Annotated in this window: 23 protein-coding genes; 10 read left to right on the top strand and 13 right to left on the bottom strand. The window is 66.9% G+C overall.

Going from position 1 to position 26,078, the window contains the following annotated elements:
• Positions 1–280: 280 nt before the first annotated feature.
• Together ACIHA7_RS15460 and ACIHA7_RS15455 are read right to left on the bottom strand one after the other, a co-directional pair.
• Entirely contained in the window at positions 281–1,336 is a 1,056-nt protein-coding gene (locus ACIHA7_RS15460) for a DMT family transporter (protein ID WP_397289752.1), read from the bottom strand.
• A gap of 236 nt (positions 1,337–1,572) precedes the next feature.
• Positions 1,573–1,866 carry a hypothetical protein gene (locus ACIHA7_RS15455; RefSeq protein WP_397289750.1) on the bottom strand — a complete coding sequence of 98 codons (294 nt, stop codon included), beginning with the start codon at positions 1,864–1,866 and terminating at the stop codon, positions 1,573–1,575.
• A gap of 182 nt (positions 1,867–2,048) precedes the next feature.
• Here ACIHA7_RS15455 and ACIHA7_RS15450 point away from each other — a divergent pair, with 182 nt between their 5' ends.
• Positions 2,049–3,326, top strand: coding sequence for a helix-turn-helix domain-containing protein (locus ACIHA7_RS15450; RefSeq protein WP_397289748.1), 1,278 nt, complete (start codon positions 2,049–2,051; stop codon positions 3,324–3,326).
• Positions 3,327–3,368: 42 nt separating this feature from the next.
• Here ACIHA7_RS15450 and ACIHA7_RS15445 read toward each other — a convergent pair whose 3' ends face one another.
• The 3 genes from ACIHA7_RS15445 to hemW form a co-directional block, all read right to left on the bottom strand.
• Positions 3,369–4,055 carry a histidine phosphatase family protein gene (locus ACIHA7_RS15445; RefSeq protein WP_397289746.1) on the bottom strand — a complete coding sequence of 229 codons (687 nt, stop codon included), beginning with the start codon at positions 4,053–4,055 and terminating at the stop codon, positions 3,369–3,371.
• Between the two features lie 604 nt (positions 4,056–4,659).
• Positions 4,660–4,869, bottom strand: coding sequence for a hypothetical protein (locus ACIHA7_RS15440; protein WP_107654883.1), 210 nt, complete (start codon positions 4,867–4,869; stop codon positions 4,660–4,662).
• A 582-nt stretch (positions 4,870–5,451) separates the two neighbouring features.
• Positions 5,452–6,615, bottom strand: coding sequence for a radical SAM family heme chaperone HemW (hemW, locus tag ACIHA7_RS15435; RefSeq protein WP_397290775.1), 1,164 nt, complete (start codon positions 6,613–6,615; stop codon positions 5,452–5,454).
• A gap of 504 nt (positions 6,616–7,119) precedes the next feature.
• Between hemW and ACIHA7_RS15430 the strand changes: the two genes are divergently transcribed.
• From ACIHA7_RS15430 to ACIHA7_RS15405, 6 genes are all read left to right on the top strand, one after another.
• Entirely contained in the window at positions 7,120–7,212 is a 93-nt protein-coding gene (locus ACIHA7_RS15430; RefSeq protein WP_370465231.1) for an Ms4527A family Cys-rich leader peptide, read from the top strand.
• A 134-nt stretch (positions 7,213–7,346) separates the two neighbouring features.
• On the top strand, positions 7,347–9,158 hold the full coding sequence (locus ACIHA7_RS15425) for a nitrite/sulfite reductase (protein ID WP_397289742.1): 1,812 nt from the start codon (positions 7,347–7,349) through the stop codon (positions 9,156–9,158).
• A gap of 28 nt (positions 9,159–9,186) precedes the next feature.
• The gene (locus tag ACIHA7_RS15420) at positions 9,187–9,933 is read left to right on the top strand and encodes a phosphoadenylyl-sulfate reductase (RefSeq protein WP_397289740.1); all 747 of its coding nucleotides are present in this window, start codon (positions 9,187–9,189) and stop codon (positions 9,931–9,933) included.
• A gap of 8 nt (positions 9,934–9,941) precedes the next feature.
• Positions 9,942–10,889, top strand: a complete 948-nt coding sequence (gene cysD, locus ACIHA7_RS15415; RefSeq protein ID WP_397290773.1) for a sulfate adenylyltransferase subunit CysD — start codon at positions 9,942–9,944, stop codon at positions 10,887–10,889.
• Between the two features lie 78 nt (positions 10,890–10,967).
• Positions 10,968–12,263: a sulfate adenylyltransferase subunit 1 gene (locus ACIHA7_RS15410; protein WP_397289738.1), complete on the top strand. Its 1,296-nt coding sequence runs from the start codon at positions 10,968–10,970 to the stop codon at positions 12,261–12,263.
• Position 12,264: 1 nt separating this feature from the next.
• Positions 12,265–13,122, top strand: coding sequence for a sirohydrochlorin chelatase (locus ACIHA7_RS15405; RefSeq protein ID WP_397289735.1), 858 nt, complete (start codon positions 12,265–12,267; stop codon positions 13,120–13,122).
• Positions 13,123–13,134: 12 nt separating this feature from the next.
• Here ACIHA7_RS15405 and ACIHA7_RS15400 read toward each other — a convergent pair whose 3' ends face one another.
• Together ACIHA7_RS15400 and ACIHA7_RS15395 are read right to left on the bottom strand one after the other, a co-directional pair.
• Positions 13,135–13,761 (bottom strand): TetR/AcrR family transcriptional regulator, encoded by a 627-nt coding sequence (locus tag ACIHA7_RS15400; RefSeq protein ID WP_397289733.1) that lies wholly within the window; start codon positions 13,759–13,761, stop codon positions 13,135–13,137.
• A gap of 91 nt (positions 13,762–13,852) precedes the next feature.
• Positions 13,853–14,797 carry a helix-turn-helix transcriptional regulator gene (locus tag ACIHA7_RS15395; protein ID WP_397289730.1) on the bottom strand — a complete coding sequence of 315 codons (945 nt, stop codon included), beginning with the start codon at positions 14,795–14,797 and terminating at the stop codon, positions 13,853–13,855.
• 96 nt (positions 14,798–14,893) lie between these two features.
• Here ACIHA7_RS15395 and ACIHA7_RS15390 point away from each other — a divergent pair, with 96 nt between their 5' ends.
• Positions 14,894–15,301, top strand: coding sequence for a VOC family protein (locus ACIHA7_RS15390; protein WP_397289728.1), 408 nt, complete (start codon positions 14,894–14,896; stop codon positions 15,299–15,301).
• Between the two features lie 665 nt (positions 15,302–15,966).
• On the top strand, positions 15,967–16,173 hold the full coding sequence (locus ACIHA7_RS15385) for a hypothetical protein (RefSeq protein WP_397289726.1): 207 nt from the start codon (positions 15,967–15,969) through the stop codon (positions 16,171–16,173).
• Between the two features lie 46 nt (positions 16,174–16,219).
• Here ACIHA7_RS15385 and ACIHA7_RS15380 read toward each other — a convergent pair whose 3' ends face one another.
• Both ACIHA7_RS15380 and ACIHA7_RS15375 read right to left on the bottom strand, forming a co-directional pair.
• Positions 16,220–17,014 carry an HAD family hydrolase gene (locus ACIHA7_RS15380; RefSeq protein ID WP_397289724.1) on the bottom strand — a complete coding sequence of 265 codons (795 nt, stop codon included), beginning with the start codon at positions 17,012–17,014 and terminating at the stop codon, positions 16,220–16,222.
• A 437-nt stretch (positions 17,015–17,451) separates the two neighbouring features.
• The gene (locus ACIHA7_RS15375; protein WP_397289722.1) at positions 17,452–19,359 is read right to left on the bottom strand and encodes an Hsp70 family protein; all 1,908 of its coding nucleotides are present in this window, start codon (positions 19,357–19,359) and stop codon (positions 17,452–17,454) included.
• 563 nt (positions 19,360–19,922) lie between these two features.
• Here ACIHA7_RS15375 and ACIHA7_RS15370 point away from each other — a divergent pair.
• Positions 19,923–20,684, top strand: coding sequence for an SDR family NAD(P)-dependent oxidoreductase (locus ACIHA7_RS15370; protein ID WP_397289720.1), 762 nt, complete (start codon positions 19,923–19,925; stop codon positions 20,682–20,684).
• A gap of 78 nt (positions 20,685–20,762) precedes the next feature.
• Here ACIHA7_RS15370 and ACIHA7_RS15365 read toward each other — a convergent pair whose 3' ends face one another.
• The 4 genes from ACIHA7_RS15365 to ACIHA7_RS15350 all read right to left on the bottom strand — a co-directional run bounded on the left by ACIHA7_RS15365 (position 20,763) and on the right by ACIHA7_RS15350 (position 25,713).
• Positions 20,763–21,140 carry a hypothetical protein gene (locus tag ACIHA7_RS15365; protein WP_397289718.1) on the bottom strand — a complete coding sequence of 126 codons (378 nt, stop codon included), beginning with the start codon at positions 21,138–21,140 and terminating at the stop codon, positions 20,763–20,765.
• A gap of 575 nt (positions 21,141–21,715) precedes the next feature.
• A complete protein-coding gene (locus tag ACIHA7_RS15360) occupies positions 21,716–23,299 on the bottom strand; it encodes an FAD-dependent oxidoreductase (protein WP_397289716.1) in 1,584 nt (527 codons plus the stop codon).
• A 1-nt stretch (position 23,300) separates the two neighbouring features.
• A complete protein-coding gene (locus tag ACIHA7_RS15355; protein ID WP_397289714.1) occupies positions 23,301–24,305 on the bottom strand; it encodes a diiron oxygenase in 1,005 nt (334 codons plus the stop codon).
• Between the two features lie 238 nt (positions 24,306–24,543).
• On the bottom strand, positions 24,544–25,713 hold the full coding sequence (locus ACIHA7_RS15350) for an Hsp70 family protein (RefSeq protein WP_397289712.1): 1,170 nt from the start codon (positions 25,711–25,713) through the stop codon (positions 24,544–24,546).
• Positions 25,714–26,078 lie beyond the last annotated feature (365 nt).

The raw sequence follows: 26,078 nt of genomic DNA, 5'->3' as shown, positions 1-26,078 counted from the left end.
CTTGACGTAACAATTGCGATCGCCTGCACATTGATACCTGTGGTGATAAATCGCATTGCGGCGTTCGGGATAATGCGTTCACAAGTGTCGCAAATGTTGAGCGCACAATTAACAGTCGAGCATTAACCATTTCCGAAGAGAAATATTGCTGACGCTAAATAACTCCATCGCTGATGAATCCGAATCGGACAAACCCAGATAAATGCCTGCGACCTGCGGCTCGAAAGAACTCGTGACAACCGCGCCGCGACAGCCGAGGGACGCCGTGCATCGATCCTCCTCAACTGGCCGCAGACCGCTGACCTCGACCATTCGCCGGCTCCCACGCCCCGATCCACGAGTGGCTCGCGGCCAGTTCTTCCTCCCGCTGCGTGCGCGGCTGATCGTGCTCCTCCGACAGATACATCCGGAGTACCGGCGGCGCTTGCTCGGCCGCGGCCAGCGCGAGCTCCGGTTGCTGCGCGGTCACCGGATCGTCGCCATCGGGCTCGGTGACGGTCGTGGCACCGCGCCCATCGAGCATGTTCAGCGCCAGCGCGCACAACACGATCAGCGCACCGCCGATGATCCCGCTCCACGTAGGCATCTGACCGAAGAAGATCAGTCCGAACAGTAACCCCCACACGCATTCGACGGTCAGCATGTTTCCGCTGAGCACCGGGTCCACCCGCTCGAACGAGTAGTTGATCAGGAAGACGTTCAGCACGCTGAGCAGTCCGCCGATACCGACTGCGGCCCAAAGCATTACCGCTGACGCGTGCGCAGGCACGTGCGGCAGACCATCCCTTTGCAGCAGCGAGGTCAGCGCGACACCCACCGCGCCGACACCGAGGGTCAGCGCGGTGAGTTCGTGATTGTTCAACGTTCCGTCGTGCAGCTCACGGCCGAGGTAACTCAGCGAAATGGCCACCATGGCGACCAATGCGAGCAGGTTGCCGTAGTTCAGCGAGCTCGACGCATTGCCACCGAATCCCGACAGGATCGCGACTCCCACGGCGGACCCACCGACGAACACGACCCGCACGGCAGACACGCGCACGCTGCGCAGCAGCATCCCGAGGGCCGCGACCAGCGGTAAGGCGGCGATGAACGAAATGTCGCTCACCGCCGTCATACCGGCGGCCTTGGCGAACAGCGTGGTGCCGACTACGTACAGCAGCACGGTGCGTCCGATCACCACGCACCATTCCCGCGCACTGATCCGCAGCACGGTACGCCAGCGGATACATCGGCTGAATACGATTATCGCGATGAAGAACGCCAGAGCCGTACGGAGATAGACCTGTTGGGGCGCGGTGAAGCCGCCACCGAGATACCGCGATACCACAGTGAGCATGGCAAATGACGCGGTTAGCAGAACCAGCGCTCCGATACCGCGCAGGTCAGTGAAATGTCTGCTTTGTACGATCTCGGACCCGTTGATATCGCTCACATTACCGATTTGAGCGACACCCAGGTTCCGTACTCCCGGGTATTTTTTCGCGACTTGCCGCAGCTACAACGGTGCGGGCTGATCGACTCCCGCTACGGCGTCACGTGTCCGGCGCGTGCCTCGGTCAGGGCAACATTCGACTAGGCGGTACCCCCTGCCGCATTATGCAGCCGGGCGTGCTTTCGATCTTCACGACAGTGACAGCGGCGGCCGCGAGCCAGCCAGCCCGCCACCACCCAGGCTCCCGCCAGGGCCGTCACGGCCAGGGTGTTCATTTCCGAGGCCGCGGTCACGAAGGTGGCCAGTGCGGTCACCACAGTCGCGATAGGCGTCATTACGTGCACCATTTTGTGGGCGAATGACACATGGTCATCCTCGTCAGCGGCACACTCCGGGTTTGCCAGGACCCTGCCGACGATGACGATTTTTTTCATACCCCCAGCGTGCCGCTGACCGGGCCCTGCGGCCAGGGATTGCCCCGCTCTTGCACGCCTTACGCGCAGAACCACGACTTTTATGGACGAAGTCGTAGGGCAGGGATACCGTCGAAAGCGCGGACGTCGCAGATACCTACGCGTGTCCCGACTATCAGAAACACCAATGATCTGGAGATGTTGTGGGTGGGCAGCACAGCATTGCGTGCGGAAGACGAGTCGTACGCGAATACGAGGCCGCGGGTGGGTCGACGTGGGAGCAGGTACACGCGGTGCGATCGCATTGCGGGGTCTCCTTGTTGCGCGCTCATCGCATCGCGCATGGGTTCACACTCGTCGATGTCGCGCAGCGACTACAGCAGATTGTCAGCGCCGACGGATCGTCGTGCCGGGGGTTGTCCCATCAGAGCGTGTCCCGCTGGGAGACCGGCCTGGACATGCCGACGTATCAGTTCCTCGACGCCCTGTGCCGGTTGTATCGCACGCGACCGGACCGGCTCGGTTTCGGACACGACTACACCGACGACGAAACCCCTTCTCCCGCTTTACCCGGCCGCTTGGTCGTCGCTCCCGCTTCGCATGTCGGCTCCACCGCGCGAGATACCGTGCGCGCACTGGAGGAAAGCCTCGAACTCAGCGGCTATCTCGTATACGTCCTTCCCCCTTCGGAATACATTCCGGCGCGGATGCGTGACCTGGCTCAGGTCCAGCATGTGAAGCTGACCGATCACTCCGCCGATCTGCACCGGCGGCTGCACCGCATAGAGGCAATCCTGGCTGGCCTCATCGCTTTTCGACTGAACGATGTCGCCGATCTGCACGACACCTTCATGTGGTTCGCCAAAGCGCGCCGGGCCGCCCGCCATGCCGGCGATCCCGCGCTCGAGGCGTGGCTGGCCGGACACATGGCGCACACCCACGAGTGCTATCGGCACGCGCTCGATCAAGGATTGGCCGCAGCCCGTTCGGCACAGGCGACCAGCGGACGTACGCCGACCGCAGCGGGGGTGTTCGGGCTGCTGGCCGAGGCGGGGATCCAGGCCAGAATCGGGCGGCGCCGCGACGCCTTGGAGGCGGTGAACGCGGCGGAGCGGATGTTCGACGCGCTGCCCGAGACCGCGACGACCGACGACAACCTCGGCACCTCCGAATACATTCTGCGCTGGCATCAATCGCATGCGCTGAGTTCGATCGGTGACTGGCGGGCGGCCGAGGCGGTCCGCGACCGCATGCTCGAGTTGCCGATGGCGGAGAAGGACCAGGTGGGTCGGGCGCTGCTCGATCTCGACATGGCCGCCCTGTGGACTCGGCAAGGGGAACTGGACCACGCGCGTGAGCAGATCCGTCAGGTGTGGCAGTCGTTGCCGCCGGAGCTCCGGGTGGGTCAGGTGCGCAGGAATGTTTCGCAACTCGTGGTCGGGCTCCCACCGGCGTTGCGGGACAACATCATCGAACGGTGACGCCGGTTCACGTTGCGGGCGGCGTCAATTGGTGAAATGTGCTCAGGATTCCGGTAGATGGGTGCGCTGGTCGTAGGTCAACAGTTGATAGCCGTCGGCGGTGCGTTGCCAGCTGGTGATCGAGCCGTTGCCCGCGAGTCCCGCTTCGGCGAGCGCCAAAACCGCTGCGTCGGTGAGGTTCTCGAGAATCTGCCGAAGGAACAGCACGACGGCGTCGTGCGCCACGATCAGCACGCGGCGGTGCCGGTGCTCGGATCGCAGATCGGACACGACGCCGCGGAGGCGCTCGGCGACATCCCTGAACGACTCGCCGCCAGGTGGGCGGTAGCCGAGTGGGTCGCGGGCTTCTTTCGCGGGTTCGTCGGGGAAGCGCTCGCGCACAGCGGTCGGCGGTAGGTGTTTCAACCGGCCACGGGATCGGTCGTACAGCCGCTGATCGATGTGCAGGCACGGAAGTGAGCGGTTCGCCGCCCGCAGTTCTTGTTCGGCGAGTTGCCAGGTTTGCACCGCCCGCAGGTACGGCGAGCAAAGCACTAAGTCAGGGAGCTGATCAGGTTCCAGGGAAACCAACCATCGGCCGACCGCAACGGCCTGCCGCTCCCCCAACCCGGTCAGTTCGATCGTCATGTCGTCGGATTCGATGAGTTCGCCTGCAGCAGCAGCAACATTCGCAGTGCTCTGCCCGTGCCGGACCGCGTACAGCAGATCGACAGAGCCCGAATTGTCCATATGCGCGCAGGTTGCCTCGAATCCACCCCGGCTCCAACCGCTTACATCCTCAGTTCCCACGCCGTCCCCCTTCGTGATCACGTAATTATGCGCCACGCCCAACGCCTACCCACCTGGGCACGGCTGGCGTCATGAGCCCGAATGCAGCCACGGAGGTGAGAGCGTGACCAGTGCTGCAGCGGACGAGGAGGATCGTGCTTGGCCCGGTCTGCTGTGCCTGGCTCGGTCTACTGGGCGATCCTCGATCTACGTGTGCGCCCGCTCGGCCTTCTGGGCGACGTGGCCTGGGCGGGCCGCCGCAAATCCAGACGGTCGCAACCAGCAGCGCCGCGTGCGGCTCAGCCCATGGCAGCGACACTGCGGACTGGCGAAGGTCACCCGCGAACCACGCCGCACGGTGACATGCCGAAGGTCGCGTGCACGGCCATACGGCCACATCGTGACCCGCCAGCACAGCAGCGGAGTCCATCTACCGCGCATACCGATGCCAGACACCGCACGATCGCAATGATCGCGCGGCGCTGTGGTTTTCGTGACCCGTCGCGTGTGGTTCAACGCTTACGGGAGACACCCCGCGAATGGCTTTCGCCCACGGGGCGGTTTGTCAGTCGCAGACTCTGGCTTGTTTGCCGGCGAGTGCGTCCAGGCCGAGCATCGCCAATAGGGATTGGCAATCATCGGCGTTCTGTGAATAGCTGGCAACGGTGCGTGCGGCCACCGCGCTCTGTCGCGCAGTTTCGGCCTTTTCATTTGCCCGCGCCTCGGCGAATTCGCCCGGTTCGTGGATGAGAGTGATGTGTCGTGCCGGGGACATGAATCTCCTTGGGGTTGCTCGAAGCCTACAAGGCGCGCTCGCTCCGCGACAGCCGAACCGACCCGGCAGTTCGCTGACCGGGGTCTGTCGGGCGGCACGATGCAGACAATTCGACCGGTGGCGGGGCGCGCCGTACGGGAACGAGTTCCCACGCCAGCCGGGGTGGTCGGGCGCTTGCGAGCGCCCCGGGGCGAGCCTGGCCGCCGAGGCTACTGAACGCCGCCGAAGGTGGTTTTGTCGGCGCGGAGGGCTCCTCGACCGCACACCCGATCCCGACCGAAGCAAGGTGAGTGTTACGTCACATGATGGCGAGGATCGGCCGCGCGGCACTTCCAGACGGCAACGCCAGACGAGCCGGCCGAAGTGCGAATCTTGGTGTCGACCCCTCTCGACACCGCTGGGCCGAACAAAGTCCGGCGAGCCCGTAGCTGAGCGGCAACCGTCTCCGTCGAGTGGCGCATGGTGGCGACGTTGGCCGGGAGACCTCCGCCTGTGTGCCGCTCGACGTGGGCCCAGCGAGGAGCCGGATATTCCGGTCGCGGCGCCGCTCGACCGACGGCCGTGCGGGAACCGTGTGGACGGTTACGGGACGAGTAGCTGACGGACTACTCCGTCGGCCAACAACCTGCCTCGGTCGGTGAGGACGAGTTGGTCGCCCACCCGAGTGGCGAGACCGTCCGCGATGACGCGGTCGGCCGCCGCGGCGCCAGCCGGGTCCAGTTCGGCGAGGGGCAGGCCGGTGCGGAGCCGGACGGCGAGCATGACGCGTTCGGTGTAGCGCTCGTCGGGTGTGAGGGTTTCCCAGCCTGCGGCGGGCAGGCCGCCTGCGGCGACGCGGTCGGCGTAACGGGCGGGGTGTTTGATGTTCCACCAGCGCACGCCGCCGACGTGGCTGTGCGCGCCGGGACCCGCGCCGAGCCAGTCACCACCGTCCCAGTAGCCGAGGTTGTGCCGACAGGCCGCGGCTTCGCTCGCGGCCCAGTTGGACACCTCGTACCAGCTCAATCCCGCGGCGGTGAGGCGAGCGTCGATGCGTTCGTAGCGCGCGGCGAGTACGTCGTCGTCGGGCGCGGGGAGTTCGCCGCGGCGCACGCGGCGGGCCAGTGCGGTGCCGTCTTCCACGATGAGCGAGTAGGCGGAGACGTGGTCGACGCCCGCGTCGAGCACCGCGTCGAGGCTTGCGTCGAGGTCGCTGTCGCGTTCGCCGGGGGTGCCGTAGATCAGATCGAGGTTGACGTGGTCGAAACCGGCGGCGCGGGCCTCTCGCGCGGCGGCGACGGCCCGGCCCGGAGTGTGCATGCGGTCCAGCACCTTCAGCACGTGCGCGGCGGCGGACTGCATGCCGAGCGAGATCCGGGTGAAGCCGGCGGCGCGAATCTGGTCGAAGAATTCCGGCGAGGTGGATTCGGGGTTGGACTCGGTGGTCACCTCGGCGGACGAGGCGAGGGCGAAGTTGGCGCGAACGGCATCGAGGACCGCGGCCAATCCGTCGCCGCCGAGCAGGGACGGGGTGCCCCCACCGACGAAGATCGTCGCCACCTCCGGCGTTGCGGTCGGCAGCGCCGCGAACTGCTCTGCCGCCGTGGCCAACTCACCCCGCAGCGCCGCCAGCCAGGACTGTGGCGACGCTGAAGTCCCGAGCTCACCCGCCGTGTAGGTGTTGAAGTCGCAGTATCCGCAGCGTGTCGCACAGAACGGCACATGCACGTATATCCCGAACGGACCGCCCCCGAAGTCGCTGAGCACCGGTCCGGACGTCTCGGTGCCGACAGGGATAGCCGCAGGTGAACTCACCCCTCCAGTGTGCAGGTCGCCCCACAACCAACACTCGACGCCTCCCCCGCGACGCTGATGGGACCTGGACGAACGATCATGGGGAACTGATGCTGTTCGTTACTCGCGCAACGCCAACTCCAGTGCCACCTCACCGATACCGCTCGGCATTCGGCGATGACGGCGTTCTGGTTGGCGGTGGGCAGCAGCTCTCTTGTCTGCGACGTACATCGGGAACCTGCGCCGGTAGCCTGGCCGGCTCAGTCGAGTAGCGCTGGCGGACCTCGACGGCGGCGAACTCAGCAGGAGTGGCGCAGTTCACTTTTGGTGAGCCCGCCGTATCACCGGCCGCCATCGACGGATGATCTATGACCGCCGTCACATATCCGCCGAACGGTCCAGGGGATTTCCCGCACTTTTGCGGAAAATATCGATCTACGGTCGGAAGCGGCCCGTTGAGGTGGCACAATAGGCTGCATGCGCGCATCGGGAGTACGACTTGTGGCACGTCGCCACGTCGACTACAAGCGCGTCTGTAGCGCCAGCTGTCTGCCCGATTCCCCTCGGTAGCTCAGCGACGCCCATCCCCGGGTTCTCCCGGCGATCCCGCATATCGACCTCATCGGTCCCGCTGACACCGCAGGTGCGAGTCAGCCCCTCGCGCCTCCAGCACGGATGTAAACCCACCCCGCAGGAGCGACCCCATGACGTCGAGCACCGACGCCGGTCCGATCGATCAGTCCGGCCCTGAATCCCGGCCGGGTCACCACCCACGCCCCGAACGCCCCGCCGCCGAGCGTCGCGTCCGTCCCGACCGCCCGCGTCCGGAGGCCTCGGCAGGCCCGCGCGCCCGCACGGGTAAGCCGGTGCGCCGCAGGGCGGAGGGCCAGTGGGCGCTCGGCTACCGCGAACCGCTGAACCCGAACGAGCAGTCCAAGAAGGACGACAACCCGCTCAACGTCCGCGCCAGAATCGAGAACATCTACTCGAAGCAGGGCTTCGACAGCATCGACAAGGGCGACCTGCGCGGCCGCTTCCGCTGGTGGGGTCTCTACACCCAGCGCGAGCAGGGCTACGACGGCACCTGGACCGGTGACGAGAACATCGACCTGCTCGAGGCCAAGTACTTCATGATGCGCATCCGCTGCGACGCGGGCGCGTTGAACGTCGAGCAGCTGCGCACGCTCGGCCAGATCTCCACCGAGTTCGGCCGCGATACCGCCGACCTCTCCGACCGCGAGAACGTGCAGTACCACTGGATCGAGGTGGAGAACGTCCCCGAGATCTGGCAGCGGATCGAGGCGGTCGGGCTCAAGACCACCGAGGCGTGCGGCGACTGCCCGCGCGTGGTGCTCGGCTCGCCGCTGGCCGGGGAGTCGCTCACCGAGATCATCGACCCGACGCCTGCCATCGACGAGATCGTGCGCCGCTACATCGGCAAGAAGGAGTACTCCAACCTGCCGCGCAAGTTCAAGACCGCGATCTCGGGCCAGCAGGATGTGGTGCACGAGATCAACGACGTCGCGTTCGTCGGGGTGAACCATCCCGAGCACGGGCCCGGCCTTGACCTGTGGGTCGGTGGCGGGTTGTCCACGAATCCGATGCTCGCGCAACGGGTCGGCGCGTGGGTGCCGCTGGACGAGGTGCCCGACGTGTGGGAGGCCGTTGTCTCGCTCTACCGCGACTACGGCTACCGCCGCCTGCGCACCAAGGCGCGGCTGAAGTTCCTGGTCAAGGACTGGGGCATCGAGAAGTTCCGCGAGGTGCTCGAGGAAAAGTACTTGAAGCGCAAGCTGATCGACGGGCCTGCGCCGGAGCAGCCGACCAAGCCGATCGACCACGTCGGCGTGCAGAAGCTGAAGAACGGGCTCAACGCGGTCGGGTTCTCCCCCATCGCGGGCCGGGTCTCGGGCACGATCCTCACCAAGGTCGCCGATGCGGTCGAGCGGATCGGGTCGGACCGGATCCGGTTCACCCCGTACCAGAAGCTCATCGTGCTGGATGTCGCCGACGACAAGGTCGACGCGCTGATCGACGAGCTGGCTCCCCTCGGCCTGCAGGCGCGTCCGTCGCTGTGGCGGCGAAACCTGATGGCCTGCTCGGGAATCGAGTTCTGCAAGCTGTCGTTCGCCGAGACCCGCAAGCGGTCTCAGGCGCTGGTGCCCGAACTCGAGGAGCGGCTCGCGGATCTCAATGCGCAGCTCGACGTTCCGGTCACCATCAACATCAACGGCTGCCCCAACTCGTGCGCGCGGTCGCAGATCGCCGACATCGGGTTCAAGGGCCAGCTGGTCGACGACGGCACCGGGAATCAGGTGGAGGGCTTCCAGGTTCACCTGGGAGGCAGCCTCGGCTTCGACAGCGCCTTCGGGCGCAAGCTGCGTCAGCACAAGGTGACCAGCGACGAGCTCGGTGACTACATCGAGCGGGTGGTGCGCAACTTCATCAAGCATCGCGAGGATGGCGAACGATTCGCGCAGTGGGTCGTTCGCGCCGACGAGGCCGATTTGAAATGAGCCTCGCTGCGAAGATGGGAGATCAACTGTGACAACCGAACTGGTGGCGAAACTGGCCGAGGAGGAGCTGCGGGCCATCGCGGAGCGGGGTGCCGCCGATCTCGGCCCGGACGCCTCGGCGCTCGACCTGCTGCGGTGGACCGAGGACACCTTCGGTTCCGCCGCAGCGGACCCGCAGGCGCCCGGCGGCTACATCGTCGCCTCGAACATGCAGGACGGCGTGCTCGTGCACCTGGCCGCGCAGGTCCGTCCCGGGGTGGACGTGCTGTTCCTGGACACCGGATACCACTTCGCCGAGACCATCGGCACCCGGGACGCCGTGGAGGCGGTGTACGGGGTGAACGTGATCAACGTCCGGCCGGAACACACTGTCGCCGAACAGGATCAGCTGCTCGGCAAGGACCTGTTCGGGCGCGACCCCGGTGAGTGCTGCAGGCTGCGCAAGGTCGTTCCGCTGAAGAAGTCGTTGAGCGGGTACAACGCGTGGGTCACCGGCATCCGCCGAGTCGAGTCGCCGACCCGCGCCAACGCGCCGCTCATCTCGTTCGACGAGGCGTTCGGACTGGTGAAGATCAATCCGATCGCCGCCTGGTCCGACGACGAGATGCAGAACTACATCGAACAGCACGGCATCCTCGTCAATCCCCTTGTGGAGGAGGGGTATCCGTCCATCGGCTGCGCTCCGTGCACACGGAAGCCGGAGCCGGGATCCGATCCACGAAGCGGGCGTTGGGCCGGCCTCGCCAAGACCGAATGCGGGTTGCACCAGTCATGACGGAGACCATGAACGTGAGCGAACGGGTGAGCGACCAGTCCACCGAGCGTGCCTTCGGCATCAGCGATTTCGATACCCTGGCCGCGCTGGAGTCGGAGTCGATCCACATCTTCCGCGAGGTGGCCGGCGAATTCGAGCGGCCGGTGATCCTGTTCTCCGGCGGCAAGGACTCCACCGTGCTGCTGCATCTGGCGCTCAAGGCATTCTGGCCCGCGCCACTGCCCTTCGCGCTGCTGCACGTGGACACCGGGCACAATCTGCCCGAGGTGCTGGAGTTCCGGGACAAGATCGTCGAGCGGTACGGGCTGCGGCTGCACGTCGCCAAGGTCGAGGACTACCTCGCCGACGGCAGGCTCACCGAACGCCCGGACGGCATCCGCAATCCGCTGCAGACCGTCCCGCTGCTCGACGCGATCACCGAGCACCGCTTCGACGCGGTGTTCGGCGGCGGCCGCCGCGACGAGGAGCGGTCCCGGGCCAAGGAGCGAATCTTCTCGCTGCGCAACGCCTTCGGGCAGTGGGATCCGAAGCGGCAGCGGCCCGAGCTGTGGAACCTCTACAACGGGCGGCACGCGCCGGGCGAGCATGTCCGGGTGTTCCCGTTGAGCAACTGGACCGAGCTGGATATCTGGCGCTACATCGCTCGCGAGGACATCGACCTGGCGAGCATCTACTACGCGCACCAGCGTCCGGTGTATCAGCGCGACGGCATGTGGATGACCCCCGGTGTGTGGGGCGGACCACGGGAAGACGAAGTGCTGGAGACGCTTTCGGTCCGGTACCGCACCGTCGGCGACGGGTCATCCACCGGCGCGGTGCTTTCCGATGCGGCCGACAACGCGGCGATCCTCGCCGAGGTGGCCGCATCGCGGTTGACCGAGCGTGGCGCCACCCGCGGCGACGACCGGGTGTCGGAAGCCGCGATGGAAGACCGTAAGCGCGAAGGCTATTTCTGATGGCGACCGCAGTGAACCTGGTGCGCGGCGTGGGCAACGTCCCGGGGAAAAAACGTAAGCGAGAGGGTAGTTTCTGACATGTCCGACCTATTGAGGCTGGCTACCGCCGGTTCTGTCGACGACGGTAAGTCCACTCTGGTCGGGCGTCTGCTGTACGACACGAAATCCGTGCTCGCCGATCAGATCGATGCCGTGACCCGCGCCTCGGTGGACAAAGGTCTTGCCACACCGGACCTTTCGCTGCTCGTTGACGGGCTGCGCGCGGAGCGTGAGCAGGGCATCACCATCGATGTCGCCTACCGTTACTTCGCTACACCGCAGCGCTCTTTCGTGCTCGCGGACACGCCGGGGCACGTGCAGTACACCCGGAACACGGTGTCCGGTGCGTCGACCGCGCAGCTGGTGATCCTGCTCGTCGACGCGCGCAAGGGCGTTATCGAGCAGACTCGCAGGCACGCTGCGGTTCTCGCGCTGCTCGGCGTGCCGAAGCTGGTGCTCGCGGTGAACAAGATCGACCTGGTCGACGACGCGGCGACCGTGTTCGCCGAGATCTCGGCCGAGTTCAACCGGCTCACCCGCACCCTCGGCTGGTCCGACGACGACGTGTTGGAGATTCCGGTCTCCGCGCTGCACGGCGACAATATCGCCACCCGCTCGGACAACACCCCGTACTACAACGGCCCCTCGCTGATCGAGCACCTCGAGTCGGTGCCGGTCGACGCCGACAGCACCGGCAATCACACACTGGGACTTCGCTTTCCGGTCCAGTACGTGATCCGGCCGCGCACCGCCGAGTACCCCGACTACCGCGGCTACGCGGGGCAGATCGCGGCCGGTTCGGTCGCACCGGGTGACGAGGTCGTTGTGCTGCCGTCCGGGATCCGCACCACCGTCGAACGGATCGACACCCCCGACGGGGAACTCGCGGTCGCGCAGACCGGCCGCAGCGTCACGCTGATCCTGGCCGACAACGTGGACATCTCCCGCGGCGACACCATCGCCTCGGTCGCCGACGCCCCCGAGCCGATCGACACCTTCGACGCCACCGTCTGCTGGCTCGGCGACAAGCCGCTGCGCCCCGGCGCCCGCCTGCTGCTCAAGCACGGCACCCGCACCACCCAGGCGATCGTCGGCGGCCTGCTGGAACGCTTCGACGAGCAGCGCATGATCGCCGACCCGAACCCGGAATCACTGGCGCTCAACGACATCGGCCGCGTCTCCCTGCGCGTCGCCGAACCGCTCGCAGTCGATGACTACCGAGTGAACCGGCACACCGGCAGCTTCCTGTTGATCGACCCGTCCGGCGGCAACACCCTCGCCGCAGGCCTCGTCGGCGACGTGCTGTCGGCGGTCGAGGTCGGTACCGGAGTCTGAGATGACGGATCCGTCCGGCGTCACCTGGCCTGCCGTCACTCCCGTGGTGGGTGGGGGCCTGGCGGCTCGCGCGATCAACAGTGACGTGGCGGCGGCGCTCGGCCGCCCCGCCCTGATCGCGGTGGCGCACGGGAGCCGGGATCCGCGGTCGGCCGCGACGATGTCTGCGGTGGTGGCCGAGCTGGCGGCGGCGCGGCCGGGCGTCGATGTGCGGTTGGCGTTTCTCGATCTCAATGCGCCGTCCGTGGAGCAGGTCGTGGATGCTGTTGCGGCCGAGGGGCATACCAATGCGGTGGTCACGCCGCTGTTGCTGGGTAGCGCCTTTCATGCACGGGTGGATCTGCCCGGTCTACTCGCTGCCTCGCAGGCTCGGCATCCTCAGCTGCAACTGACCCAGGCCGAGGTCCTCGGACCCGAGGCCCGGCTGATCGCGGCTCTGGCGGATCGTGTGGCAGGGGCGTGCACCTATTCGACTGGCCGAGATCCCTTGGGCGCACGGACGAATCGTCGCTTGGGGATCGCTGTTGCCGCCGTGGGTTCCTCCTCCCCCGCCGCCAATGCCCGCACCGCCGAGGTAGCCCTTCGCCTTGCCGCACTTACCGGCCATCGCACCGAGGTCTGCTTCGCTACCACCGAACCGACACTGCCCCAAGCGATTTCCCGGCTGCGCACGCGTGGCGCCGAGGAAATTCTCGTCGCACCGTGGTTCCTGGCACCCGGCCTGCTCACCGATCGCCTGGTCGCCGCCGCACCGAATGTGCTGCACGCCGACGTCATCGGACCCCACGCAGCTCTCACCGACATCGTCTGGGACCGCTACGACGCGGCGATCACCACGACTCTCACGATGTCGGCCTGACAGCGCGCCCCGCTAGGTGCTCAGCAGATTGTCGACGATGGCTCTAGCCGTCGCGACCCCCCACTCGTCGTCCATCTGACGAGCGGTGTGCGCGGCCGATATGACGGCGTCCAGTTCGAAGGCGATGATGTCGGCGTTGCGCTCGCCGAGGTGGCCTTGTTCCTGGGCGAGGCGGATCTCCTTGGACAGGAAGGCGAGGAAGTCGCGGTGGTCCGCCGCGATGGCATCCCGGATGGGGCCGGGCCGGCTGTCGAACTCGGCGAGGGTGGCGACGCGGAAGCAGCCGCCGGGAAATGCAGGTTCGGCGACCTGGCCGAACCAATGGTTCACGAGGGCACGCAGGCGCGGCATGCCGCTCGGCTCGGCCAGACTGGGCGTGATCACCTGGTCGATGAAGACCTCGCGGGCCGTTTTGACCGCCGCCAACTGCAGGCTCTCCTTGCTGCCGAACAAGGTGGCGATGCCGCTTTTGCTGATGCCGAGATCGGCGGCCAGCTTGCCGATGCTCACGCCCGTCAGGCCTTCGACCGAGGCGACGTCGGCGGCGTGTCTGGCGATCGAAGCCCGGGATCGCGCGCCCTTCGCCAAGCGCTGATCGGTGCCTTGCTGCTGGTCGACAGGGGTGGTCGGCTCGGGCATGGCTCCATTCTTCCACGAAAAGTCGCATACAAGAACGTACGGTCGTACTTTAATGCACGAACGGTCGTATGCACTTTCGAGGGGTTCCGGGTCAGGAGTGGTAGCGCTCGAGAAGTTCGGTGCCGATCCGGGCGAGTTCGGTGCGGACTTCCGGCGGGTCCAGGACTTCGATGGAGGCTCCCCAGCCAGCCAGCTGCTGGGCGAGCATCCACGCGGTGGGGGCGGTGACCTGGACACGGATGCGGCCGTCCTCGATCGGGCCGTCGACCACGCAGTGCCTGCCCTGCTGATTGCGCAGGATGGGCAGCAGGCGCTCGGAGATCAGGACGGTGGCGGCGGTGGCGGCACGGCGCTGCTCGAGCTCGTCCACCACCTCGTTCCAGGTCGCCGAGAGGTCGAAATCGGCTGGGCGGTGGGCGGTTTCGTCGGTCACGACCGCCTCGGTGATGCGGTCGATGCGGAAGGTGCGCTGGCCGTTGGCGGTGCCCGCGATGAGGTACCAGATGGCGTCCTTGTCGATCAGGCCCCACGGGTCGACGAGTCGTTCGGTGTGCTCGCCCTTCTTACTGGCGTAGCGCAGCCGAACCTTGTTGCGCTGCACCACCGCTCGCTGGAGCAGCGCGACCACCGGCGGCAGTTCGCGGTCGGTCTGACCCCAGCGGGCCGGATCGATCACCACGGCGTCGGCTGCCGCCGCGGCATCGGTGCGGAACGGCTGCGGTAAGGCGCGAACCAGTTTGCGCAGCGCCGATTTCACCTCCGGCACCGCGTTCGCCGACGGCCCAGCCAGCAGAAACAATGCCCGCGCCTCGCCCGCCGTCAAGCCGGTGAGGTCGGTGCGCGCGCCGCCGACCAGGGACCAGCCGCCGCCACGGCCGGGCTGCGGGTAGACCGGGACGCCCGCCGTCGACAACGCCTCCAGGTCGCGGCGCGCGGTAGCAACCGAGGTCTCAAGTTCCTCCGCGACCTCGGCCGCCGTCACTCGTCCGCGCGTCTGCATCATCAGCAGGATCGCCACAAGTCTGTCCGCTCGCATGCGCACAATTCTGCCCGAAAAAGTGCTCATTAGGTGAGCACTTTAGGGCGGATGATGGTTTTACCAGCAAGGAACAAACCGAAGAAGGAGACCACAATGCTGCGAGGAATGGCGACGAGCACGTTTTACGCCGACGATCTGGAGGCCGCGAAGGACTGGTACACCGAGTTCCTCGGCATCGAGCCGTACTTCCACGTCCCCGGCGGCTACTACGAGTTCCGCATCGGCGACTACCTGCACGAATTCGGCATCGTCAACCGCGCATACGGACCGGCGGGCGCCCACAACGCCCCCGGCGGCGCGATCGTCAACTGGCACGTCGACGACCTCCAAGCCACCTTCGACCGGCTGCTCGAGCTCGGCGCCAAGGAATACGATCCGATCACCCCACGCGGCAACACCGGCTTCGTCACCGCAGCGGTCGTCGACCCCTTCGGCAACGTCCTCGGCCTGATGTCGAACCCGCACTACCTCGAGGTGCTCGCCAAAACCGGACCGGCGTAGTCACCCGCCGCGACCGCGTCGCCGCCACTGAACAATCCATTCGAATGCCCCGCAGTCTCCTGCGGGGCAATCGACCGTCCGCAACCCGGCGACCCTCGCGACCCGCAACGAGGCCACCCCGCGGCACGGCCAGCCGTACCCCGGCAACCCCACCGCCCGACAACCCCGCGACCCGGCTACTCCGCGGCCCGGCTACCCCGCGGCCCGCAACCCGCGCCCCCGCGGCTCGGCCAGCCGTAGCCCGCCAACCCCTCGGCACGACCACCCGGCCACCTGGCGGCCCGGCCACCCCACAGCCCGGCCACCTGGCGGCCCGACAACCCGGCGGCCGTAACCCGCCAACCTCGCCAAACCCCGCGACCGGTGCGAGCGTGCGACCGTGCGACGAGGTTGTTGCCAGGGGATGATCGGAGATGCAATGCCCGCGAGGCATTTCAGATGACGCCCGGGGCGATTGCTCGGGCTGGACCGATCGGTCATGACCCGCAGTTCGGGCTGGATATCGGGCGCAGGTGGGGTGGGCCGGGCGATGCGGGGTGGGGCGTCATATGATCTGGGCCACATCAGGCCGTGCCAATGCGAGCGGCTTCAGGCTTGGAAGGACAGCTATGGTCATCCCCGCTGGAGCGGCAGACGATGCGAACGGTGCTGCGGAGGCACCTTCGTTGCGAGATCGAACCCCGGACGAGGCCGGTCGGCCGTCGGTGGACAAGCTCGGCCGAACCCAAATGATCCCCGCGGTCAGCACATTGGAGCAGACCGCGATCATGCCGCCGCTGGAAGGGTTGTCGGACAACGACTCTCCGGAACCACGCAGCCAGGCGGGGTGGACCACCCGGGTCGCCGGTTTGTGGCGGCGGTTGCGACCGTAGGCGCTTCAGGCGGAGTCGGTCGTTCTCGGCGCACGTTCGGTCCTGCTCAGGGCCGGAACCACCGCTCGAGTACCGTGGCGACGCCGTCTTCCAGCACGTCGCCGGTGACCTCGTCCGCCAAGTCCCGAACCTCCGCAGGGGCGTTCGCCATGGCCACGGAATGCGCTGCCCAGCGCAGCATTTCGCGATCGTTGTAACCATCGCCGATCGCCAGGGTGGCGGTGGATGGGATCTGCAGCGCGAGACGGAGCCGTTCGAGCGCCCAGCCCTTGGAGACTCCTTGGCGCGAGACCGTGAGCCAGGGGCCGAATTCGCCGTGCACCCAGCTTGCGCCCGGGACCTGAAGTTCCGCCAGTAGGCGCAGCATCTCCGCCAGTGAACCCTGCGGCCACCAGCCGTTGAGTCGCGGAGTGCGCTCGCGGCTCAGGACGGAGTGGTCGACGAGCACGTATTCGCCGAGCGAGAACTGTCCAGGGCTGACGCCGGTCGCCCAGTAGCCGACGCCGACCTTCTCCACGGCGAAGATCATCTCCGGAATCAGGGCGCGCAACGCGACGACCGCGGGCGCCGGGTCGAAATCCTGCACGGTGAGCGGCTGGCCTTTGGCGACATCGACGTGCACCGCGCCGTTGGAGCACAGCGCGTGCCCCTCTACGAGGCCGAGCTCGGCCAGCACCGAACGGGTCGCCAACACGGTTCGCCCGGTGGTCACGACGACATGCGCGCCCGCCGCGACGGCCGCGCGCACAGCGGCGGCTACCCGCTCGGTCACCGGGCTGCCGGTGTCGAGCAGCGTGCCGTCCACATCCAGCGCGATCAGCTGGGGTCCCCCAGTTGCCACCAGCCCATTGTGCCCCGCGATAGCTGCGCTCGTCCCCCGATCAACCGCATGGAGCCTGCTGCTCGCTCCGGTGATTCAGCACTCCCCCTATCCCGACCGGCTGGTGGTTCAAGCGGGCCGCCCGAACGTCAGGCCACCCCGCCTAGCGGTTCACGTCACAGCACAGCTCTCGGTAGTTCCGGCAGGCGATCCCGCAGTGATGTCGACGACCATGTCCCCGCAGCGGTGCCAACGACCATGTCGTAGCTGCCGCCGTGGTCGTAGACGGCGTGAAAATATGCTCAGGCCAAACCGATTTCGTTGCAGCAGGACCGCTCGCCCGCTCAGCTACGGCCGAAGGGCAGCTGACAGCCGCCAGCTGAACATTCAGCCCGTTGACGAAGGAAGTCATCCACCGCATCCGACGGGATACTCGAGTCGACTACGGACCGCTGCAGCTAGTGGCTACTCGCGGAGTCGCCGCCGGAAGTAGAACCACCGGAGGTCGAGCCGCCGGAAGTGGCGCCACCAGAAGAGGTTTCGGAGGTACTGTTGCTGGACGTTCCACCTGTCGAAGTGCCGCCGGATGTACTTCCGCCCGAGGAGGTCCCGCCGGAAGTACTACCACCAGTCGAGGTACCGCCGGACGTGGTTCCGCCGGAGGAGGTTTCGGAGGTACCGCCGGTCCCGGAGGTGGCGCCACCCGAGGTTTCCCCGGAAGACGTACCGCCTGTGCTGGACTCGCCGGAAGTGCCGCCAGGCGTGGTTCCGCCGGACGAGGTGCTTCCCGAGGTAGTGCCGCTGGTGGTTTCGGAAGGCGTTGTGCCGGTGGCGGCACCCGTGCCGGCCGTCGGACTGTTCACCGCACCGCCAGTGGCCGCAGTGGCGACCGGTTCCGGCACCGATGGCGCGGGATTGGGTTGCGGCACAGCGGGTATCGAACCCGACGCGGGCGGCGCCGCGGGTGTACCCGCGATCGGCGACACCGGATGAGCAGGGACACCGGGGACCGAAGGCTGACCCGGCAACAGTCCAGGCTTGCCGAACGGCAGCGGATTGATGAAGTGGGCCGGATCGGCGTAGGTGCCGCCGGGCCGCGGTGCGCCGCTGTGGCTTGCGAGTTCGTCGTGCGCGTCGCTCCGGGATTCCGCGATGCTCGGCCCCAGCGTGCCGGTCCGCGCCACCGGTGTGATGAACCGCCCGTAAGCGGACTGGATCGGCGCACCGAGACCGGCCGCGATGGTTCGCGACGTCTTCCATCCCGCCGGTGTGGCCACCCAGGCTTCGTGCTGTCCGGCGGATTTGTCCGCGCCGGCGTCGTAGAGCAAGGCGTCGGCCGAGGGCGTGTCGAGGCCAGGGTAATGCTCGAGCACCGGTGACGCGGCGGGGCCGGCGGGGCTGCCGAAGACGGTCACGGCCGACATGGCGACCGCGGAAACCACAGCAGCACTGGAGAATACGGCGACCCGCGGCGCATGCTCCTTAGCGCCGGACGCGGCGAGCGCCATGGTGCGCGCGGCCATCATGGCGGCACCTGCGGCGACGGTGTGGCCCGGGTCGGCCGAAACGACCAGGGGGCGGCCGAGTTCGGCGAGCGTGCGGGCGACCTCGGCGGGCCGCGACGCCCCGCCGATCACCAGGATGCGGCTGATGTCGGAGAGGGTGAGGTCGGCGGATCGGACGGCTGCCCGCACCACCTCCAGCGTGTCGTGCACGTGCGCGGTGCGCAGGCCGTCGATGTCGACCATCGACAGCAGCGACATCGGCGTGGTCGCACCGGGACCGGTGTCGTGGGCGTATCGGGCGATCATCGCCCCGAGCGGCCGACCACCGAAGTCATAGCAGCGCAACGGCTTTCCGACCATCGGATGGTTGCCCCAGTCGGGACCCACCCGCACGACGGTGACGTCGAGGCTGGTCCCGCCGAGGTCGTAGACGAGCACGAAGCCGGGCTCGAGCGGACCGTGCTCGCGCTCCAACCACTCCGCGGCGGCAACCGGTTCCGGCACCAGCGCGACATCACTCGCACCCGACAGGTCGAGCGCCTGCCGCAGCAGGGACACCTGCTTGTCGGAGTACATCGCGGGATAGGTGGCTACCGCACCCGACTCAGCCGCAGTGGCTTCAGCCGCCCGCAGGCCATTGACTACCGCCGCGACGAGGTTGGCCGGCGACCAGATGCGTCCGCCGACGATCATCGGCTCCGGGTCGCGGCTCAGGTCGGCGAAATCCGTTACCGCCATGCTGAATTGCGGGATGCCGCCGATGCGCAGGCCGCCCGCGCTGTCGAAGGTCACCGCGGTGCGTCGACTGCGCACGACGGGCCGGGTTCGCGCACCGGTCACCGAAGCCGTCACAGAGTTCACTGCACCGATGCTGAAACCCAGACCTGTGGTCATTTGCTATCCCGTCAACGTACCGAGACCACGTCCATCACACAGAGAACCATGTGGCCGCGGTCGTCTTCCAAACAGCCAGCACAGATTAGCTGTTGGGTTCGCTGGAAGGATGTGGAATCGACATGAACGGGCCGAGAATGGCGTGAAACGTTTAGCTCCCGACGGCAATGATCCACATCACCTGCGAGTATGCGCACGAATCAAACCGTCCAGCCCTCTCGACAAGAGGCAATTTAGATACCGGGCGGTGCAATCCCGTTATCTCGCAGCGATTCAGACAATGCTCCGATACCCGATCTTCTGTCGGCGTCGACCAAAGAATGACAAGTCACCTTACGACACTGACCGGTCGGTAACTAAAGCATTGCCGGTTAACGCACTTCACGCAAGGACAGACCGTCAATCAAGAACAATGACGCATCAACTCAACGTCTGTTTCCCGCCAGCGCCCCTACTCGACTCCGGCTTGACTTACTTCCACGATCCACCAGCGCGGTGAGATCGCAAGAAGGAGAAGGGAAACGGAGACCATGGCTACACGGTTCGCGGACAAGGTCGTGCTGATCACGGGCGCCAGTTCGGGTGTCGGCAAGGCAGTGGCCCGGCGCGTGGCGAGCGAAGGCGCCGCCGTGGTGCTCGGCGCTCGCGGCAAGGATGCGGGCGAGCAGCTGGCCGCCGAGATCCGCGCGGGCGGCGGACGGGCGGTATTCGTGCCGACCGACGTCACCGTGGAGGACGACATAGCGCGGCTCACCCAGGCCGCGATCACCGAGTACGGGCAACTCGACGCGGCGTTCAACAACGCGGGGGCCGTAAACGCCTTCGGCCCCATCGGCGAGATCGATGAGGCGGGCTGGCGGGCCGACCTGGAACTCAACCTGACGAGTGTCTTCTACGGACTCCGGCACCAAGTGCCCGCGCTGGTCGCTTCAGGCGGCGGCGCGATCCTGAACAACGCGTCGAACCTCGGCGTGGTCGGAATGGGATCGGTCGCGCCGTACGTGGCGGCCAAGCACGGTGTTGTCGGGCTGACCAAAGCCGTCGCACTGGAAGCCGCCGCGCAAGGTGTCCGGGTGAACGCGATCGCGTCCGGCGCGGTCGACACCCCGGCGTTCCGCAGTTCGATGGGTGCGACACCCGAGGGCGAGGCGATGATCGCCGGGCTGCATCCGCTGGGCCGGATCAGTCAGCCCGCGGAGATCGCGGCGTTCTGCGCGTACCTGCTCAGCGACGAGGCCAGCTTCATCACCGGCGCCGCGCTGGCGATCGATGGCGGTTTCACCGCTCAGTAGCGTGCGCAAAGAGAGCTCGGACGGGTCGCCGCGCGCGACCCGTCCGAGCGGAAGCGGGACCGACCCGACGTGGTCCCGCTAGATCACCAGGCAAGAACTCCCACCGTTGATCCCGGTGCCCACCTGCAAGCCGATGGTCTTGGACTCCCCGTTCTGGGTGACCAGGATGGTGTGCGGCCCCACGGTCTGCGGAGTCCAGTTGGCCACATGCGTCTTCGGGTTCGGACTCCCCTCCGTGGCGGCGAACCAGACACCGTTGTCATAGAAATCCATGCCCGCACTCGAATTGCCGGTAGCGACCACCTGGTAGGCACAGCCGGTGCCGAACCCATTCGTGAGACCGCCGCCCGCGATCACCACGCGAGCTCCGATCTCGGCCGACGCCTGGGGCGCGCTCAGGACCAGCCCGGCGGCGACCGCGACAGCGATCGGAACGGAGTTCCGCAGACTTCTCATCAAGTACCGACTCCTCAGGTTGCACCCAGCGACTCCACAACGCAGCCGACACAGACCCCCGGCCACGTACCGAACCTCTCTATCGTTCGGCCCCACCCCCGCCCCCACAAGGCCCCGAAACTGGGGTGGTTTCGTCCGAACGGCAGGCGGTTAGCTACGCCTTGAACAAGCACACGCATGCCGGGACCACATCGCACAGCGCGAGAATTATTGGGTGGCCGCGTCGATGGCGCAAGGGCGAACAGCACCATGAACAGGTGCACTACTTGCTGATCAACCGGCACACTTGTCCGCACTGGCCCCAGACGCACGCAGGCCAGTGCGGTGGATGATCACAGCGACCTCGGAAGAACACCCTTGGGCCGCACGTCAATTCGCCTGGCCCGGCCGAGATGCCGACTATCGCCCGTTCGTCACCCCGCGCCGATCGACTCCCTCAACCCGCTACGCGGTGCGGAAATCCAGCCGATCACGGTCACGCCCTCATCGCGCGACCGGTACGGCAGGGCACCATCGACGGCGGCGCTGACGTCGATGGTGAGGCTCGCGGGACCACTCGGTCCCGCGAGAGACTGTCAGGAGCGGGTCAGCAGGCGGCGGACCGGAGTGCGGCGCTTGGTGGCGCCCGCAGCCCGGACGGCAGGTTGGCGTTGCCGCACCAAACGGTCGAATTCCGTTGCGGTGCCTGCTGGTTCGGGCAGGCGTCCGGCGTTGAAGTCGTCGGCGAGTTGCTGCACCGTCTGCTGGGCGCAGGACTTGTTGGTGCCGATGAAGCCGGTCGGGCCGCGCTTGATCCAGCCGGTGACGTAGGTGCCGGGAAGCACTGCGCCGCCGAGGCTTTCGAGGACACGCCCGTCGAGGTTCGGGATCACGCTCGACGCGGCGTCGAACGGCAGGCCGGGCAGTGGCACGCCGCGGTAGCCGACCGAGGTGAGCACCAGGCCCGCGTCGAGGCGTTCGGTGACACCCGTCGCGACCGCGCGGGTGCGGCCGTCGGCGTCGGTGACCAGCTCGTTGCGGCTCACCTCGATGCCCGCGACCCGGTCGGTGCCGAGGATCGCGGTGGGCGAGGCGAGGTAGCGGAAGACGATTCGCTTACGTTCACCGAACGGCCGGTTGCGCACGCTGTGCAGCAATCGCAGCTTCTGCTCGACCTGATACGGCAGGCCGTCGGTCAGCTCGGGCAGGTCGCCCTCGATCGCGATGTCCACATCGGCGCCGAGCAGGCCGACGAACTCCGGCACGGTGAAGGCGGATTCGAGCGGGCCGCGGCGGCCGAGGACGACCACCTCTTCGATCTTGCTCTCCCGCAACGCCCGCAGCGCGTACGGCGCGATGTCGGTGCCGGCCAACGACTCCGGATCGCTGGTAAGGATGCGCGCGACATCGAGGGCCACGTTGCCGTTGCCGACGATCACGGCGCGCTGCTGCGTCAGATCGAAGATGCGATCGACGTGATCGGGGTGCCCGTTGTACCAGGCGACGAAGTCGGTGGCGGAGATATTGCCTGCCAGCCCTTCACCGGGGATGTCGAGCTTGCGATCGGCCGAAGCACCGACCGCGTAGATCACCGCGTGAAAGTGGTCGAGCAGCTCATCATGCGAAACATGCGCGCCCACTTCGACATTCAGGTACGAGCCGAATCCTGGCTGGGCCGAGATGATGTCGAACAGGTGGCTGACCTTGCGGGTCTTGTCGTGATCCGGCGCGACGCCGTGCCGGGCCAGCCCGTAGGGCACCGGCAGCCGGTCGAACACGGTCACCGACACGTCGGGCTGGGTCAGCAGTTCGTCGGCCGCGTACATCGCCGACGGACCCGACCCGACGATCGCCACCCGAAGGGGCTGACGTTCGGTGTGGATCGCAGCCGCGGGCACCGGCTTCGCGAGCAGCGGCCGCGGCCGGGTCTGCCGGTAGAAGTTCGCGTTGATCTCGATGAACGGCTTCTGTTCCTCGGTCAGCTTCTTCGACGACACGATCGCGTCGACCGGGCACGCGGTGGCGCAGGCGCCGCAGTCGACGCAGGCCTGCGGGTCGACGTACAGCATGTCCGCGGTCAGGAAGTCCGGCTCATCCGGCGTGGGATGGATGCAGTTGACCGGGCAGGCGTACACGCAAGACGCGTCGCTGCAACAGGATTGGGTGACGATGTAGGGCACGTCAGCCGGCCTTGGCCGCGCGCAACGGCTCCGAGCGGTAGCGAGTGGTGTGGCCGTCGATCTTGAGCAGCTTCCACACAGCCTTGGAGACCGGGTTCATCAAGCCGATGTCCTTGGCCAGCGTGCGCACGTCACCGAAGAAGTCGCTGAACTCCTGCTTGGACTCCTTCGATCCGTAGAACAGTTCCTTGCGGACGTAGTCCGGGATGTCGAATTCGCGCCAGAACGACCGCGGCGGCGTGAAGATCGAGCGGCCGAGGATGTACATGACGATCGGCATAGCGATCGACAGCACGAACTTGCTGCCCGGCTTCGCCTCCGGCACATGGATTTTCAGGAACTCGTGAGCGAAGGAGATGTGCCGCGCCTCCTCGGCGACGTGAATGGCCATCACACCGCGCATGATCGGGTGCACGTCCTCGCCGGAGCGCAGGATCGCCTTCTGGATGTGGTCGATCGGCTCCTCGCCTGCCAGCACCGCCATGAAGAACAAGTTCGGGAACAGCGCCGCCACGGGCGCGCCGAGGTACTTGAACTTCCGGACGAGCGGGCCCATGCCCGGTACGTCCTCACCGATCCGGTTCACCATCTCCTGGAACATCAGGGTGTGGTTGTGCTCCTCGATCATCTCGTGGGAGCAGTAGCGGAACTCGGGGGAACCGTTGGGCAGGCCGAAGTTGTGCGTCACCATGCCGCTGATCAGGATCGTCTCGAATTGCAGGCCGACCTTGGCGACGTTGGCCTGGCGGTACTTGCCGATCGCGATCTTGCGCTCCTCGGACTGCGCGAGGTACCACGGGTGGCGACCGAGCGGGTCCGCCGAGACCGGCAGGATCCACCGCTCAGGGCCCGCATCAGGGGCGAAGTCGGGGTTGTCCCAGTCGATATCGTCGAAGGGGTCGAAATGCTTGTTGACCGAGCCTTCGGAGAGCAACAGAAGCTTCGAGGCGTACTCCTGCGCCTTCTCCAGATCGGAATCGACCGGGGGCGTCACGGCTGTAGACATCGTCGTCGCTGCCTCTCCTAGTAGAACGTTTACCTGTATCTCATAGTTACACCTACAGAAGGTCACGTCAACCCACGGAGACACATCTGGACCAACGATCGTGGACAGTTGGGCCGCGGAAATGCGAAGAGGCCGCGACCGCCGGTTCCCTCACCAGGGAAACAGGCGGTCGCGGCCGCAACGTTCAGGGGACCCGGTGCCGGCCGCCCTCGTCACCGCCGCCACCGGATCACCCCGTTTACCGCAGCCCGAGCTGCGCCAACCCCACGATCACCCCGTCTGCGGGCAGCGCGAGCGCCATACCGACACCGGCGAGGGACAACCCCGCGGCCGTCGCGACCTTGGTCAGCCGCTGCTTGGTCCGCTGCGACAGCACCAATGCCCTGGTGGCCGCCCGATGCGCGCCGCCACCGCGCCGCTTGCCGTGGTGCTTGCCCGCGGCCTCCTCGGCCGCGACGGCGGTCCGTCGGCCGATGATCGCCGCCCCGTCGGCGATGGTGCGCTCCGGGTCGGGGGCGGTGATCACCGGCCGGGCCAGCTCGCCCGCCAGCACCTGGGCCACCTCGACCGGCCGCGCCGCGCCGCCGACCACAAGGACGCAGTCGACGTCGGCCATGGTGACGTCCGCGACGCGCAGACATCGGTAGACGAGTTCGAGCGACGAGCGCACGTGCTTGGTGCGTAACTCGTCCGCGGTCGTGCCGGTGACCGAACCGGAGATCGAGGCCGACGGCAGTCCGTGCCCCACCCGCGACGCGACAAGCGCACCGAAAGCCCGGCCACCGAACTCGGCGGAACGCATCGGCTCGCCGACGATGGGATTGATCGGACAGCCCGCGCCGACCCGGACCAACGTGACGTCGAGACTCGCGCCACCTAGGTCATAGACCAGGGCAAGCCCGGGCATGAGCGGGCCGCGATCGGCTTCCAGCCAGGTCGCCGCCGCGATGGGTTCGGCGACCAGCGCGACGTGATCGAGACCGATGGCATCCAGCGACGCGCGCAGATCTTCGACGTGTGCCTCCGTATAGCGCGCCGGGTAGGTCAGCGCGATACCGACATCGCCGCCGTGCCCGTCGCAATGCGGATGATCCAGCAAGGTTTCGCTGATGAGACTCTCGGCCACCACCGCAACCAGGTCGGCGGGCGACAGCGCGCGGTGCCCCACCCGCGCCGACATGATCGAACGCTGGGTGAGATCGGCGAATTCGATGATCGCGCGCCCGTGCCGCGGAATCATGCCGACCCGGGCCAGGCCCGTGCTGTCGAACGTGAGAGTTGTTCGGCGGGTGATGGATTGGGAGCGCTGGGCCCATCGGCGGCCCGGCGGAGCCTTCGCTGAACCTTCCTCCGCGAGAGCGGAAACCGTGTTCACCGTGCCGATGCTCAAACCCAGACCAACCGCCATCGCAATCCACCTGATCGCCGATCCGATTTGCTTCGAACTCCGTCCACGCAACCACTCCGCGACCCGCCTGCCAACCACCGGACACCCTGTTGTCCGCAGCCCGCCTGTTTTGGCACAGGTTGCATAGCACAAGCATCCATCCTGGTCACCTGCCCTGGACGGCGGCGTATGCGACGACGGCCGGATCCCACTGCGACACGCCGATATTCGCGGGTGTCCCATCCGTGTTTGCGGAGAGCTACCACAACCGTGCGAACGTCGGGCACCCGGTGCGGATACACGTTCTCACATGCTGTGATAGCCCCTAACAATCCCTCGAAGTCCAGACAGGAGACCGCCGAAGGCGGATACTGTCCCGGCCCGCC

Source organism: Nocardia sp. NPDC052316 (assembly GCF_044547795.1).
In the GTDB taxonomy this organism is placed as follows: domain Bacteria; phylum Actinomycetota; class Actinomycetes; order Mycobacteriales; family Mycobacteriaceae; genus Nocardia.
Note: the sequence above shows the minus strand (reverse complement) of the source record. Positions and strands in the feature narration are given on the sequence as shown.